The organism is Nocardioides sp., assembly GCF_044226765.1.
Classification (GTDB): domain Bacteria; phylum Actinomycetota; class Actinomycetes; order Propionibacteriales; family Nocardioidaceae; genus Nocardioides.
On the sequence record NZ_JBGAGJ010000012.1, the window covers coordinates 91936 to 105862 of the forward strand.

Below are 13927 nucleotides of genomic sequence, written 5' to 3' on the forward strand. Positions count from 1 at the left end.
GGGGATCAACCGCGGTCGAGCAGGCCCTGCTTGATCGCGATCGAGAGCACCTCGAGACGCGAGTGGGCGCCGAGCTTCGCGGACAGGTTGGCCAGGTGGTTGCGCACCGTGTGCACGCTGACGCCCATCGCCTCCGCGATGGCGGCGTTCGACATGCCCTCCGCGAGGTGCCGGAGCACCTCCGCCTCGCGGGCGGTCAGCTCGGCGCCCGTGTCGGGCTCGGCCTCCTGCCGCAGCCGCGGGAGCAGCCGGACCAGGAGCTCCGGCGAGACCACGGACTCCCCCTGGCCCGCGGACCGCACGGCCGACGTCACCTCACCGACGCCGTGCGTCTTGGAGATGAAGCCGGCGGCGCCGTTCTCGATCGCGGTGATGAGCACCGTGTCGGCGGTCATCGCGGTCAGGATCACGATGGCCGCGTGCGGCTGCAGCGCCCGCAGCTCCGGGATCGCCGCGACACCCTCCCCGTCGGGGAGCCGGTGGTCGAGCAGCACCACGTCGACCTCGGTGTCCGCGAGCAGGGCACGGGCGTCGGCCAGGGTGTGCGCCGCGCCCACGACCCGGAGGTCGGGTTCGGCGTCGAGCACCTGCGTCAACGCGTCCGCCAGCACCTCGTGGTCGTCGACGACCACGACGCGCACCATCCCAGACGAGTCCCCGTCACCCATCCGAACCGACCTTCCCGAGCGCAGCCGACGTCCCCCGACGTCCCCCGTGGGGGTCAACCTACCCCTGACACGGGGTCCTCGCAGGGCGTCTCGACGCAGGAGTGCCCCGGAGCACGACGACACCGGAAGGTCGTCACCACCTCGGGGGGAGCCACCGCGCTGAGTACCCTCGAGTGTCCAGCACGACCCCGGGAGGCCTGAGTGTCGTCGTCCGACCTCTTCGGCAGCGACGCCGTCGCCGCTGTCCTCGACAGCTCCGCCTCCCCCCTGCTCGCGATCTCGCCGGACGACCGCATCTGCTATGCCAACCCGGCGGCCCTCGCGGAGTTGGGCTACCCCGCCGAGGAGCTGGTCGGCCAGGACGTCTCGCTGCTCTACCCGCCGGACCAGGTCGACGAGCTGGCCGAGCTGCGCGCCGACTGGGCCGAGCCGCTGCCGCGCCCACATGGGGAGGGACGGAACCTGCGGGTGCGTCGCAAGGACGGGTCCACGTTCCCCGTCGAGGTGTCCGTGACCCCGGTCGCCACCTCCCTGGGCACCATCGGGCTGCTCGGACTCGTCGACATCACCGCGCGTCTCCACACCGAGCACGACACCGTGAACCTCGCCCGCGCGCACCTCGCGATGGCCGACCTCAACGACGCCGTGGTGCGCAGCACCGACGCCGACGAGCTCCTCGAGGCGGGCGTCGCGGCGTTCGCGCGGGTCGATCAGCACGGTGCCGTCACGCTCGTCCGCGGCCGGCAGAGCCACGCGACGCGCGTCGAGGGCGCCCTCGCACGGGCCGGCGACCCCACGACGCCGTACGTCGGCCCCGACGAGGACGGCTCCGGCCGCGTCGCGGTGCTCCCCGTGCTGCGCGGTGGCGAGGTGATGGCCCGCGTCGTCCTGTGGTCGCCGGGCTCGTTGCTCGACGACCCGTCGGTGCGGGCGGTGCTGACGACGATGGCGGCCAACCTCTCCGGAGGTCTCGACCGCATCGTGCAGCGCGATCGCCTCCAGCGGGCCGACGCCCAGCGGCTCGACCTGTTCCGGCGCCTGCTCGATGCCCAGGACGAGGAGCGACGGCGGATCGCGGCGGACGTCCACGACGACTCGATCCAGGCGCTGGCCGCGCTCCAGCTGCACGTGGGCCTGCTCGCCCACCGGCTCGCCGGCGAGGGCCGCGACGTCGTCGAGAGCTGCAACCACATCCAGGCGGAGGTGGCGCGGGTGATGGCCGGGCTGCGGACCCTGCTCTTCGAGCTCGAGCCGGTGAGCACGGCGACCGCCCTGGTCGACGTCGTGAGCGAGGTCCTCGACGGGGGGCTGGTCGACGCCGCCGAGGTGCGACCGGTCGAGGTCGACTGGTCGGCCTACGGACCGGACGAGCGCGACCCGAGCGCGGTGGACCTGCCACCCGAGCTGCGCGGCCAGGCTGCTCGGATCCTCAAGGAGGCGCTGCGCAACGTCGCGCGGCACGCCCGTGCCAGCTGGGTGCGGGTGGTGCTGCGGCCCGACCCCGACGGGGTCGAGATCGCGGTCGTCGACGACGGCCTCGGCTTCCCGACCGGCTCCGGCGTGATCGCGTCGGCCCCGGCTCACCGCGGGGTCGCGGGCATGCTCGACCGGGCCGCGCTCTGCGGCGGGTGGTGCCGGCTGGAGCGCGACGGCGGCCTGACCAGGCTGCGGTTCTGGCTGCCCCGCTCGGGGCCGGCAACCGATCCGTTCGGCGCCGGCGAGTAGCGCGGACGTACTACCCGACGTCGACACCTTCGCCTCTGCCGGTCGGGACGGGCCGTGGGTCACGCTGGAGCCATGTTCATCGGAGTCGTCGTCGTGGTGGCGGTGGTGCTGCTCGCCAGCATCGCGGCCGGCCCGTTCCGCGACAACGACCCCGCGACCCGCCTGCGCCGCCGCCGCCGCTACCTGAGCCGGCACGAGGAGCGGGCCACCCTGGCCGACCTCGAGCTCCTCCTGTCCGACGTGCTGCCTCGTCCGCTCGTGCGCCCCCTCGCGAACCGGATCCGTCGGGACCGTCTCGAGCCGCCCGCCCTGTGGCACTGGGCGGAGGCGAACGGCGCGACGGCGCTCGCGCTCGCCCTGTGCGCCGGCTTCGACGCGAGCGGCTACGCCGCCGTGGCGCGCGACGGTTTCGACGCCCCGTCGCTGCGCCTGCACGCCGAGCTGAGCGGCGACGGCCTGGGCGCCCTCGTACTGGCCACCCTCGACGCGGTGCCGGCACCTCGGGAGAGGGCGGCCTGAGCCATGTTCGGGCTGCCCCGGCACCGAGCCGCGACCATGGATCCCGGCGCGGCGGCCTCCGGCGCGTTCGCGCAGGGTCTGCTGGCCACTGTCCTGGACGCCGAGAGCGGCCTGGCGATCCTCAGCACTGACGGCGCGGGCACCATCACCTTCGTGAGCCCTGGCGCGGAGCGGCTGCTCAGCGCGCCGGCCGCGAGCCTGGTCGGCCGCGACTGCACCTGCCTGCACGAGCCCGAACGGCTCGGCGAGCTGGCCCGGGCGCTCGACACCGATCCGCGCGAGGTGCTCCTGGGCGCCGTCCGCCACGGGGTCCCCCGGCAGCGGCGCGACTGGACGCTGGTGCGCGGTGACGGCTCGGTCATCACCGCCGCCATGACGGTGAGCGCGATGCGTGACGACGCGGGCCTCCTGACCGGCTTCCTGGTCCTGGTGCAGAACGTGACCGACGAGCGCGAGGCGCACCTGCACCTCACGGCCGCCCTGGAGGCCGAGCGCGAGGCGGTCGACCGGCTCGAGGCGCTCGACGAGACGCGCAACGACTTCGTCGCGACCGTCAGCCACGAGCTGCGCACGCCGCTGACCAACATCGTCGGCTACACCGACGTGCTCCTCGAGGACGAGGTCGGCCCGTTGAGCCCGGCCCAGCGCAGCATGGTCGAGCGCGTGGACCGCAACGCTCGTCGACTCCGCCGCCAGGTCGAGGACCTGCTCCTGCTCGGCCAGGTCGATGCCGGGACCTTCCACGCCGACCGCGCCCCCGTCTCACTCGGGGACGTCGTGGACTCCGCCGTCGCCGCATTGGACACCGAGACCCGCGACCGGGTCGAGCTGGAGGTGAGTGGCGACGACACCACCGTGCTGGGCGACGGTCCCCGGCTGGTCGGCGTGGTCCGCGGCCTGGTCGACAACGCGCTCAAGTTCTCGCCGGGGGGCGAGCCGGTGCACGTGCACCTGCGCCGCGAGGGCGACGACCAGGTGCTCGAGGTGGTCGACGCCGGACCGGGCATCGCGCCGGACGACCAGGAGCATCTCTGCCAGCGCTTCTTCCGGACCGGGTCGGCGCGCGCCCTCGCCGTACAGGGGCTCGGACTGGGCCTGGCCGTCGCCACGGCCGTGGTGACCGCCCACGAGGGGGCGGTCGACATCTCGTCGGACCAGGGGCACGGCACGACCGTCCTCGTCCGGCTGCCCGCGGAGACCACCTCGGCCATCAGCCCCCCGAGGACGCCGGCGAGGCCCTAGTCTGCCGAGGCATGAAGCGCCTCGTGCTGCCCGTCGCCGGGCTCGCCCTCCTCGCCGGTGGCTTCGGTGCCGGCATCGCCGCCTCCGCCCACGCGTCCGACGACGCCCCCGTCACCGTCACCCGCCAGTCCTGGGCCGAGACCCGGTCCCCCACCGGGGCCCCGGGTCGCACCCTGGGGCTGAGCCGCGTCGTGGTGATGCCCGGGGCGGTGCTCGCGTCCCACCACCACCCGGGCACCCAGCTGGGCTACGTCGCCGAGGGCGTGCTCACCTACACGGTCGAGACCAAGTCCGCGAAGCTGATGAAGGGACCGGGCGACGACCCCACGCTGGTGCGGACGGTCCGCGCCGGGCAGACCGTCAAGGTCCGACCGGGACAGTGGCTGGTCGAGCAGCAGGGCGAGGTGCACCACGCCGCGAACGCCGGTGACGTGCCGGTCGTCATCTACCTCTCGACGCTGTTCCGCACCGGCTCGCCGGCCGCCATCTCGGACTGAACCGCCGGCGGTGCGGGTACCCGCACCCCATGACCGAGACGCCCGACCCCACCGCCGCGCCGGACAGCTCGGCGGCGCCGGCGGCGGACCCGCTGCGCCGCTCGCGCACGAGCGGCGCCTGGGTCGCGGTGGTCGCCGCCGCCGCGCTGCTCCTGCTCCTGGTCGTGTTCATCGCGCAGAACACCCAGGCGGTCGACATCTCGTTCCTGTGGTGGAGCGGCCAGGCACCGCTGTCGGTCGCGCTCCTCGTCGCGGCGGCGACCGGGATCGCGCTGGCCGCCGTGGTCGGCACGATGCGGATCTGGCAGCTGCGGCGCCGGGTGCGCCGCGAGCGCGCCTGAGCCGGACCAGACGCGCCGGTCTCCGAGGAGCCGGACGTCGTCAACGACCGTGACCGCCCCGCGTTACTGCCGGCGGCGACCGGTCCAGACGCCAGGGTTGAGCACGCCGCGGGGCGGGAACCCCACCTCCACCACCGTCCGGGCACGCCCCGGGCACACCCTGGAGGTCCTCATGGTCAAGAACGCAGCGAGGCTCGTCCTCGCCGGGTGGGTCGCGGTCGCGCTCACCCTCGCCGGAGGCAGCGCGATCGCCGCGAAGCCCTCGGCACCGTCCACGGCATCACCGACGTCGGCCGCCACCAAGTCCGCGGCGAAGTCGTGTGCCGCGGAGAAGTCGCGGGTCGCGCACGCCCGCAACGCCGTCCGCAAGGCCAACCAGCAGGTGGCCAAGGCCGAGAAGGCCAAGAAGCACGCGCACGGCAAGAAGCAGAAGAAGGCCGCGGCGAAGAAGCTCGCGAAGGCCAAGAAGAAGCAGCGCGCGGCCAAGGCGCAGCTCACGAGGGCGCAGGCCGCACTGAAGAAGTGCCGGTCCCACCACCACGGTGGTGACGGCGGTGCCGCCAACCCGCTGCAGCCGTTCTGCGACGCGGGTCTGCCGCAGCCGATCTGCGACGCCTTCGCGACCCTGCCGACCCCGCCGTCCGGCGGCGCCAGCCCGATCCAGCCGCTCTGCGACGCCGGTCTGCCGCAGCCGATCTGCGACGCCGCGAAGAACCCGCCCGGTCCGGGTGGTGCGAGCCCGATCCAGCCGCTGTGCGACGCCGGCCTCCCGCAGGACATCTGCGACGCCGCCAGCGGGGGCTCGACCCCTCCTGACCCGCTGACGATCCTGCAGCAGGTGTGCGACCTGGGGCTCCCGCTCCCGATCTGCGACCTCCCGCTCCGGGCGCCACTGCGGCACCAGATGATCGCCTGACGCGTCCCGGGAGGGAGGTCGCCGCACCTCCCTCCCGGCCGACTCAGCCCAGGTCGCGCAGCGTCCGGGACTCGATGTCGCGCAGCACCTCGTCGGCACTGGCCGCCGAGACCCTTCCCGCCCGTCGGTCGGCCAGGACGACGCTGCGCTCGACGTCGGTCGCCCGCCTCAGCACGTCGTCGAGCTCGGCGGCCGCCTCTCCCGCGTCACCGTCCAGGCGCCTGGCTCGCGCCATCGCCTGCTGAGCCTCGAGGTAGCCGGTGTACTGCAGCACGGCCGCCCGTCGGACCTCGTCACGTCCTCCCGACGCGCCGCGCACGAAGTCCAGCGCCGCCTGGGCGGCGCGCGCGCGCAGCTGCTCGACCTCGTCGGCGCCGTCGACCTCGGACGCGACGCCGAGGCGCTGGGTCAAGGGCGCGAGCGTCAGCCCCTGGACGACCAGGGTCACCAGCACGCAGGCGAGAGCGCTCACGACCAGCAGGTCGCGGTCAGGGAACGGACCGCCGCCGTCCACGGCGCGCGGCAGGGCCAGGGCCGTGGCGACGGTCACCACTCCTCGCATGCCGGACCAGGCGACGACGGTCGTCTCGCGCCACCCGGCCGGCATCAGCCCACCCTCGCGCAGGAAGCGGGTCAGCCACGCGACGGGGAAGATCCAGGCGATGCGGAACAGGATGACGGTGACGGTCACCGCCGCCGCGACGACGACGATCTCCTCGGTGAGGTCCACGGTCCGCGTCACGGCCGACAGCTCGAACCCCAAGACGGCGAAGCACAGGCTGGTGATGAGGAAGTCGGCGTACGACCAGACCGACCGGCCCAGCAACCAGCCGTGGGAGGTCGTCGCCTCGTGCGCGACGTTGCGCAGGTAGAGCCCGAGCACCAGGACCGCCAGCACACCGCTCCCGTCGAGGCGCTCGGCTCCCACGTAGGCCAGGAAGGGGACGACGACGGTGATGGTCGTCTCCGTGTACGCCTCCTCGATGTGGTCGAGCAGCCAGGTGGTCACCCATCCCAGCAGGAGCCCCACCGCCATGCCCACGCCGACCGCCAACGCGAACTCACCGAGGGCCTGTCCCGCTGAGAACGCCCCGGCGACCGCGGCGGCCAGGGCGACCTTGTAGACGACCAACGCCGTCGCATCGTTGAACATCCCCTCACCCTCGAGGACGGTCACCAGCCGGTGGGGCAGCCGGAGCCGACGGGCGACCGCCGTGGCGGCGACCGGGTCTGGCGGCGACACGATGGCGCCGAGCACCCACGCCGCCGACCAGGCGAGCCCGACGCCGTGGGCGACGACGGCCACCACCGCGGCCGTCGAGATGGTGAGCCCGACCGCGAGGGCGAGCACCGGGCCGGCCTGGGCGCGGAACTCGGTCGCGGTGGTGCGCTGGGTCGCTGCGAAGAGCAGCGGAGGGAGGACGACCGGCAGGATCAGACCAGGGTCGATGTCGAGCGGTGCGGCGGCCGGGAGCAGCCCGAGTGCGATGCCGGCGAGCGTGAGGAGCACCGGTTGCGGGATCCGCACGCGGTCAGCGGCGGGAGTCAGCACGACGACCGCGGCCAGCAGGACCACCATCACCCAGGGCTCGGTCACCTGACCTCCTCCTCGGTCGGGCTCAGTCGGGCGGGGACTGCCCCTGGACACGGTAGCGGCGGAAGCTCCAGGCGATCAGGCCCAGCGCGATGAAGGCCGAGGCCACCTGCGTCACGCCCGTGGGCGGACCGCCGGGGAGCCAGAGCCAGTCCGGCAGCGGCCACCAGCCGGGCTCGGGCGGGTTCACGATCCACAGCACGCCGCAGGCCATCAGGCCGAGGGCGAAGACGACCGACAGAGTCACGCGCAGGTTGGTCTCCACGCCCTCGGCCGCGCCGCGCAGTGCCCGCCGCTTGATCGGCTCCACCCGTCGCTCGGCCCACTCGTACTCCTGGGACAGGATCACCAGGCCGGCCGCGATCATCAGCAGCCCCGGCCCCGGCAGGATCAGCGCCGCGATCCCGGCCACCACCAGGACCCATCCGACGGTCTCCAGCACGATCCGCTTCGCCGCCGCGCCTCCCGGGAATGCCATGCCCGAAGACTGTCAGACCCGGTCAAGCGGGATAGTCCCTGACGTTCGAGTGGTCGGAACGGCCGTCGGACCACTCGTTGGTCAGGGACTATCCCGCCGAACCACTCGGAGGCGCGATCAGGCGGCCAGGCTCAGCTCGTCGCGGGTGACCTCGGGGTCGATGCCGTCGGGCAGCGGGACGAGGCGGGCGTGCACGTGGGGCGGGATGCTGACCCGCAGCAGGATCGCCAGCGACCCGGTCGTGGCCACCGCCGCGTAGATCAGGTTCGCGTCGACATCGGCCAGGACGCCGTACGCACCGGCGAGGAGCGCGTCGACGATCATCAGCGCCCACGCCGACGCGGCGATGGCGGTGACGTCGTGGCTGCGCCACGCGGTCAGGGCGGCGGGGGTCACCAGCAGGGCGACCGAGCAGCCCAGGACGACCGTCGCCGGACCCGAGCCCACCCAGAACGCCGACAGGCCCGCCGCCGACACGACGGCGAGCCACACCGCGGGCAGCCACAGCCGCTCGCGGGAGCCGCCGCGGAACCAGGCCAGGACCACCGCACCCGCCGTCGCGGGCACGGCGACGGCGGCGGGCAGGGCCACCCACAGGTCGCGCTCGACCACCCCGAAGACCGTCCACGCGACGCCGCTGATCGTCGAGCTGGCCAGCGCGGCGACGCTGACGCCGTGCGCGGTGGTCATCCGACGCAGCTTGCGGAACTGCGGGACGGTGTAGCCGGCTGCCAGCAGGGTGCCGGCGAGGCCCACGAGGGTGGCGGGAGTGAGGGTCACTTCTTCCTGTGCTTTCCAGCGCGCAGGCGCGCGGACGTGCGTCACGGCCGCCGCACCGGGTGCGACGACCGTGACGAGGACGGGCGATTGAGGATGTCGGAGCAGACTGCCTCCGACCGAAAAGATTACCCTCAGAACCCGCGCGGTCCGAATTTTATTGCGCGTTGGAGCGATCCAGGCAGGGTGATGTCCCGCACACCAGGTCAGGCGACCCTCAGACGTCCGTGATGCGGATGCCGGCGTGGCACTTGTACCGGCGGTTGGTGGAGATGAGGTTCGCGGTGAGCGCCTCGACCTGGTGGGCGTTGCGCAGCCGGCCGCCGTACACGCCCCGCACCCCGGGGATGACGCCCGCCAGGTCCTGCACCAGGTCGGTCGCCTCGCGCACGTCGCCGAGCACGAGGACGTCGGTGTCGACCGACGCGACGTCGGGGTCCTCGAGCAGCACCGCGCTCACGTTGTGGAAGGCACCGACGACCGTGGAGTCGACCAGGATCGCCTGCGCCTGCTGCGCCGCCGACCCCTCGTCCACGGTCAGCGCGTACGCCCCCTGCTTGTCGAAGCCGAGCGGGTTCACGCAGTCGACGACGACCTTGCCGGCCAGGAACGGGAGCAGCCCAGAGAGGAGCTCGCCGTGACCCTCCCACGGCACGGCGACCACGACGATGTCACCGGCGGAGGCGGCACCCTCGTTGTCGGCGCCGGTGACCTGAGCGCCGGTCGCCCGGGCCAGCTCCGCGGCGGCCTCCTCACCGCGCACGTGGCTGCGGCTGCCGATGACGACCGGCAACCCGGCCAGGGCGAACCGGCGGGCGAGACCACGGCCCTGGGGTCCGGTGCCGCCGAGGACGGCGACGGTCAGGCCGGCAAGGGACTCGGGGAGCGCGCTCATGAGGACACTGTCCCAGCCGGGTCCCAGCCGCGGCACCGCCGGCCCATCTCGTGGACCGGCGGCGCCGCGGGTGAGCCCTCAGCCGGCGGGTGGCGCGGGCACGAACGACAGGTCCATCTCGTCGTTGTAGACACCCACCTCCACCGGCCCGTGGCCGACCGTCGCGCTCGGTCCGACCCGCCAGCCCACGTCCTTGAGGCCGCCGGACTTGGTGTCCATCGTCAGGTAGAGCCCGGACTTGAAGCCGGCCTCGACGACGTCGCCGACCTTGCCACCGCCCTTGCCACCGGCGACCACGGTCAGGGTGCCGGCCCGGAAGTCGTAGGTGACCTCCACGAACGCGCTCACCAGCGGCAGCACCTCGGTCGACAGCTCCTGCTGGACCTGCTCGCAGTTCACCTTGAGCGAGGTCGGACCGGCACTGAGGACGAAGCTCCCCGCCTTGAGGGCGGCGGGACAGTTGCCGTCGGTGCCCGCCTCCGCGGCCGCCGGCGGGTCCAGCGCCTCCGCGTCGAGGGGGGTCACGCACTCGTCGGCGTAGAGGTTCTCCAGGTGCGTCCAGGCCTGCATCGAGTTCACGAGGTGGGCGTAGAGGGCCGACTCCTCCTCCTCGACGGTCAGCAGCCCGAGCCGGTTCGCCTCCTCGTCGAGCAGGTTGGCGGCGTAGCCGCTGGCCCGCTTCGAGTAGGTCGCGAAGTAGCCGTCGAGGGTGCCCTGCAGCTGGCTGACCCGGGACACCAGCTCCTGGTGGGCGCTGGTCAGCGCTGGGCGGCAGGTCTGGTTCATCGTCTTGATCCAGCAGTGCGGGTCGTCCGAGCCCGCGCAGGCGTCCCACGCGTCGTCGGCCAGCGTCCCGTAGGTGTACGGCGCCTCGCCGGTGCCGCCGCCGAAGAAGGCCTCACGCTGCTCGGTGATCGCGTCGACCTGGTCCATGGCCTTGCGCCAGGTGGCCTCGAGGTCGGGAGCCTCGTGCACGTCGTAGATCGCGACCAGGATCGAGTCCCGGCGCTCCTTCTCGGCGTCCGTGCGCGCGTCGTCGGTGGCCCGCAGGTGGGCCTGCAGCGCCGTCTCCTCGGCGACGTGAGCGGTCACCTCACCCGAGATCGTGTGCTGGATGGACTTGTAGACGTCGTTCATCGTCACGCCCTGGGCGGGCGTCGCGGCGAGCGGCAGCTGACGCAGCGGCGTCGAGACGCCCTGGGAGACGTCGATCACCGGGTCGGGCCGGTCCTCGGGACCGGTCGGCGGGGTGGGGTCCGGCTCCTGGCTGCGCTGCCGGCTGGCCCGCACGTAGCGCGCGGTCATCGGCTTGTCCCCGGTGCAGGCCTTCACGTTGGCCAGTCCGGCGTCGGCCTCCGACAGCATCGGCTCACGCGCCTTCGCGGCCGTGAACATCGCGGCCGCGGCGGACGTGCGCCCGGTCATCAGGAGCGCCTGGCCGCGGACGGTCATCGCGATCGCCTGCTGGGAGATCCCGAGCGCCGGGCGCGCGTAGGGCCGCACCGCAGCTGCGTCGAGGAAGGCGATCGCCTCGTTGGGCAGGCCGATCGAGGTCGCCAGCGCCGCCGCGTTGACGAGGTTGCCCGCGTCCTGCGGGCGCAGCCGGTGCGCCCGCAGGAGCGCTGCCATCGCGAGGCCCGGTGACTCCTTGATGACGGCCGCTGCCGCAAGCTGCTGCGCACCGACCGAGGTCTGCGCGAGCGGCGACGAGTCGACCATCGCCACGGCGTCGGCACCCGCGGTGGACGACAGTCGCTTCCGCGCGCTGGTCAGCGCCTGGGAGAGGCTCATCGGCGTCACCGGGTAGTTGCTCTGGCAGAAGATCGACATCCAGCCGACGGCGTCGTCCTCGTCGTCGGGCCACCGGTAGGTCTCGGCGAAGCTCTGCAGGCGCAGGTCGGACGAGCCAGGTGCGGCCTGCACGCTCACCGGCTTCGCCGCCGGTGCGCAGTTGTCCGCCTCGTCGGACTCGGTGACGGCGCCCGTGTCGTCGGAGCAGACCAGCACCGTGTACCGCCCAGCGGGCGTGCCGACCGGGACGGTGACCTTCGTCGTCTGGAGGGCCGAGGTGCGGCCCGCGCCGACCGCGGGGACGGCTCGGGCACCGGTCAGCAGGACGTCGCGCACGGAGGTGCGCGGGTTGGTACGACTCTGCCTGCGGTCGGCGAGGCTCCGCGCGAGGTCGGTGGACAGGTAGAACCGCGTGGTGGTGGCGCGGGCGGCGACCCTGCCCTGGTTGCGCACCGCGTGGCGCACGGTCAGCCGGGCACCCTCGGCCACCGTGGTCGCGGTCGTGCTCGCCTGCACGACGACCAGGTCGGGGCGCTTCGGCGCCGCCGCATCGGCGGTCGGCACGACGGCGGCGAGCGGGACGGTCAGGGCGGCCGCCAGGGCGGCGGTCCAGGCGGCGGCCAGGGTGGTGACCCTGGAGGTGGCCTTGCTGCGGGTGCCGGGTGGGACGGGCATGGATTCCTCTCCTGCCGGCGGTCGCCGGCGACGTGCACACCATCACCGGCCGCACTTGGCTCCCACTGGGAGGTGACTTGGGGTGACGCCCGCGACCCGGCCCCGGCCGCGGCGGTGGCAGGCTGAGCCCATGCCTGCGACCCGTCTGCTGCCGTCCGAGGAAGCCGTCGACCTGATCGGCCTGGTGCGCGACCTGGCCACCGCCGAGCTCGCGCCCCTGGTGGCCGAGGCCGAGCGGACCGAGTCGTTCCCGCGGGAGGTCTTCCGCACCCTGGGCCGGGCCGGCCTGCTGGGCCTGCCCTACCCCGAGGAGTACGGCGGCGGCGGGCTGCCCTACGAGGTCTACCTCCAGGTCCTGGAGGAGATCGGCTCGGTGTGGGCGAGCGTGGGGGTCGGGGTGTCGGTGCACGCGCTGTCCTGCTTCGGCCTGGCCACCGCCGGCTCCGAGGAGCAGCGGCAGCGCTGGCTGCCCGAGATGCTCTCCGGGGAGCTGCTCGGCGCCTACTGCCTCTCCGAGCCGCACGCCGGGTCCGACCCGGCCGCGATGCGCACCCGCGCGCGCCGTTCCCGGGGGGCGGACGGCGACGAGTGGGTCATCGACGGCGCCAAGGCCTGGACCACCCACGGCGGCCATGCCGACTTCTACAAGGTGATGGCGCGCACGGGCGACGGTCGAGGAGACATCTCGTGCTTCCTCGTCCCCGGCGACACCCCCGGCCTGTCCGCCGACCCGCCCGAGCACAAGATGGGCCTGACCGGGTCGGCCACCACCACGATGCGGTTCGACGGCGTCCGGGTCCCCGCCGACCGACTGCTGGGCGAGGAGGGCGCCGGGCTCAAGATCGCGCTGGCGGGCCTGGACGCCGGCCGGCTCGGCATCGCCGCCGTCGCGACCGGGCTCGCCCAGGGCGCGCTGGACCACGCGGTCGCCTACGCCAAGGAGCGCGAGACCTTCGGGACCCGGATCATCGACCACCAGGGCCTGGCCTTCGTGCTCGCCGACATGGAGGCAGCCGTCGAGTCCGCACGCGCCACGACCCTCCACGCCGCCCGCCTCAAGGACGCCGGTCTCCCCTACGGACGCGAGGCGTCGGTCGCCAAGCTGGTCGCCACCGACAACGCCATGAAGGTCACCACCGACGCGGTCCAGGTGCTCGGCGGCTACGGCTACACCCGCGACTTCCCCGTCGAGCGCTACATGCGCGAGGCCAAGGTCATGCAGATCTTCGAGGGCACCAACCAGATCCAGCGGATGGTCATCGGCCGGTCGCTGGACCGGGCGCCCGGCGGCGCGCTGCACCGCGTTCGCTGACACCACGGCGGCGTGAGGAGCGCACGACGACCTCCTCCTCGGGGACGTCGTGCCCCGCGGCGCACCGAAGCGCGGGTGCCACGGCAGCGCCGCAGCCGTCGTGGCTCAGGCGCACGGTGGACGGCGAGGTGGGCAGATGCCGGTCACCCCAGGCCAGCAGGCCGAGCACGACCGGCAGCAGCTCGTGGCCGGCCTCGGTGAGCACGTACTCGTGCCGGGTGCGCTGGCCGGGCTCTCTGTAGGGGACCTTCTCGAGCACGCCGACCGCGACCAGCTCCTTGAGCCGCTGCGCCGCGACCGCATCGGTGATCCCCACTCCGCGGGCCAGGTCGTCGAAACGACGGGCGCCGTAGAACGCCTCCCGCAGCAGCAGCAGGGCCGGGCGCGAGCCGATCACCTGGATGGTCCGGTCCATCGGGCAGTGGTCGCCGATCGGCTCGTGCTCGCGCCCGGCCAGTCCGCCGGCCAGCTGGAGAGGTGCCATGGCGTGCACTCTA

General features: G+C 73.6%; 14 protein-coding genes. 7 read left to right on the forward strand and 7 right to left on the reverse strand.

Annotation, left to right across the window (positions count from 1 at the left end):
• Positions 1-5 precede the first annotated feature (5 nt).
• Positions 6-668 (reverse strand): response regulator, encoded by a 663-nt coding sequence (locus tag ACILRH_RS19945; protein WP_395695814.1) that lies wholly within the window; start codon positions 666-668, stop codon positions 6-8.
• Positions 669-869: 201 nt separating this feature from the next.
• Here ACILRH_RS19945 and ACILRH_RS19950 point away from each other — a divergent pair, with 201 nt between their 5' ends.
• The 6 genes from ACILRH_RS19950 to ACILRH_RS19975 all read left to right on the forward strand — a co-directional run bounded on the left by ACILRH_RS19950 (position 870) and on the right by ACILRH_RS19975 (position 5908).
• Positions 870-2393, forward strand: a complete 1524-nt coding sequence (locus tag ACILRH_RS19950) for a PAS domain S-box protein (protein WP_395695815.1) — start codon at positions 870-872, stop codon at positions 2391-2393.
• Between the two features lie 72 nt (positions 2394-2465).
• Positions 2466-2912: a hypothetical protein gene (locus ACILRH_RS19955; RefSeq protein ID WP_395695816.1), complete on the forward strand. Its 447-nt coding sequence runs from the start codon at positions 2466-2468 to the stop codon at positions 2910-2912.
• 3 nt (positions 2913-2915) lie between these two features.
• Complete coding sequence (locus ACILRH_RS19960; RefSeq protein ID WP_395695817.1) at positions 2916-4154, forward strand: ATP-binding protein; 1239 nt, start codon at positions 2916-2918, stop codon at positions 4152-4154.
• A gap of 11 nt (positions 4155-4165) precedes the next feature.
• Positions 4166-4651: a cupin domain-containing protein gene (locus tag ACILRH_RS19965; protein WP_395695818.1), complete on the forward strand. Its 486-nt coding sequence runs from the start codon at positions 4166-4168 to the stop codon at positions 4649-4651.
• A gap of 29 nt (positions 4652-4680) precedes the next feature.
• Positions 4681-4992 carry a lipopolysaccharide assembly protein LapA domain-containing protein gene (locus ACILRH_RS19970; RefSeq protein ID WP_395695819.1) on the forward strand — a complete coding sequence of 104 codons (312 nt, stop codon included), beginning with the start codon at positions 4681-4683 and terminating at the stop codon, positions 4990-4992.
• A gap of 172 nt (positions 4993-5164) precedes the next feature.
• A complete protein-coding gene (locus ACILRH_RS19975; protein ID WP_395695820.1) occupies positions 5165-5908 on the forward strand; it encodes a hypothetical protein in 744 nt (247 codons plus the stop codon).
• A 43-nt stretch (positions 5909-5951) separates the two neighbouring features.
• Here ACILRH_RS19975 and ACILRH_RS19980 read toward each other — a convergent pair whose 3' ends face one another.
• The 5 genes from ACILRH_RS19980 to ACILRH_RS20000 form a co-directional block, all read right to left on the reverse strand.
• Positions 5952-7505 carry a Na+/H+ antiporter gene (locus ACILRH_RS19980; RefSeq protein WP_395695821.1) on the reverse strand — a complete coding sequence of 518 codons (1554 nt, stop codon included), beginning with the start codon at positions 7503-7505 and terminating at the stop codon, positions 5952-5954.
• Between the two features lie 22 nt (positions 7506-7527).
• The gene (locus tag ACILRH_RS19985; protein ID WP_395695822.1) at positions 7528-7980 is read right to left on the reverse strand and encodes a PGPGW domain-containing protein; all 453 of its coding nucleotides are present in this window, start codon (positions 7978-7980) and stop codon (positions 7528-7530) included.
• Between the two features lie 117 nt (positions 7981-8097).
• Positions 8098-8760 carry a hypothetical protein gene (locus tag ACILRH_RS19990; protein WP_395695823.1) on the reverse strand — a complete coding sequence of 221 codons (663 nt, stop codon included), beginning with the start codon at positions 8758-8760 and terminating at the stop codon, positions 8098-8100.
• Positions 8761-8974: 214 nt separating this feature from the next.
• Positions 8975-9652, reverse strand: a complete 678-nt coding sequence (gene npdG, locus ACILRH_RS19995; protein WP_395695824.1) for an NADPH-dependent F420 reductase — start codon at positions 9650-9652, stop codon at positions 8975-8977.
• Between the two features lie 78 nt (positions 9653-9730).
• Positions 9731-12118, reverse strand: coding sequence for a CARDB domain-containing protein (locus ACILRH_RS20000; RefSeq protein WP_395695825.1), 2388 nt, complete (start codon positions 12116-12118; stop codon positions 9731-9733).
• Positions 12119-12248: 130 nt separating this feature from the next.
• Between ACILRH_RS20000 and ACILRH_RS20005 the strand changes: the two genes are divergently transcribed.
• On the forward strand, positions 12249-13430 hold the full coding sequence (locus ACILRH_RS20005) for an acyl-CoA dehydrogenase family protein (RefSeq protein ID WP_395695826.1): 1182 nt from the start codon (positions 12249-12251) through the stop codon (positions 13428-13430).
• On the opposite strand, the gene ACILRH_RS20010 is transcribed toward ACILRH_RS20005, so the two are convergent.
• Positions 13375-13914 (reverse strand): winged helix-turn-helix transcriptional regulator, encoded by a 540-nt coding sequence (locus ACILRH_RS20010; RefSeq protein ID WP_395695827.1) that lies wholly within the window; start codon positions 13912-13914, stop codon positions 13375-13377. The two genes, ACILRH_RS20005 and ACILRH_RS20010, sit on opposite strands and share 56 nt — an antisense overlap.
• Between the last annotated feature and the right edge of the window lie 13 nt (positions 13915-13927).

Bases quoted from the DNA above. Each gene is read 5' to 3' on its own strand.
- ACILRH_RS19955 (WP_395695816.1), top strand. From the start codon at position 2,466: ATGTTCATCGGAGTCGTCGTCGTGGTGGCGGTGGTGCTGCTCGCCAGC.
- ACILRH_RS19960 (WP_395695817.1), top strand. From the start codon at position 2,916: ATGTTCGGGCTGCCCCGGCACCGAGCCGCGACCATGGATCCCGGCGCG.
- ACILRH_RS20005 (WP_395695826.1), top strand. From the start codon at position 12,249: ATGCCTGCGACCCGTCTGCTGCCGTCCGAGGAAGCCGTCGACCTGATC.
- npdG (WP_395695824.1), bottom strand. From the start codon at position 9,652: ATGAGCGCGCTCCCCGAGTCCCTTGCCGGCCTGACCGTCGCCGTCCTC.
- ACILRH_RS20000 (WP_395695825.1), bottom strand. From the start codon at position 12,118: ATGCCCGTCCCACCCGGCACCCGCAGCAAGGCCACCTCCAGGGTCACC.
- ACILRH_RS19970 (WP_395695819.1), top strand. From the start codon at position 4,681: ATGACCGAGACGCCCGACCCCACCGCCGCGCCGGACAGCTCGGCGGCG.
- ACILRH_RS19965 (WP_395695818.1), top strand. From the start codon at position 4,166: ATGAAGCGCCTCGTGCTGCCCGTCGCCGGGCTCGCCCTCCTCGCCGGT.
- ACILRH_RS19975 (WP_395695820.1), top strand. From the start codon at position 5,165: ATGGTCAAGAACGCAGCGAGGCTCGTCCTCGCCGGGTGGGTCGCGGTC.
- ACILRH_RS19945 (WP_395695814.1), bottom strand. From the start codon at position 668: ATGGGTGACGGGGACTCGTCTGGGATGGTGCGCGTCGTGGTCGTCGAC.
- ACILRH_RS19985 (WP_395695822.1), bottom strand. From the start codon at position 7,980: ATGGCATTCCCGGGAGGCGCGGCGGCGAAGCGGATCGTGCTGGAGACC.
- ACILRH_RS20010 (WP_395695827.1), bottom strand. From the start codon at position 13,914: ATGGCACCTCTCCAGCTGGCCGGCGGACTGGCCGGGCGCGAGCACGAG.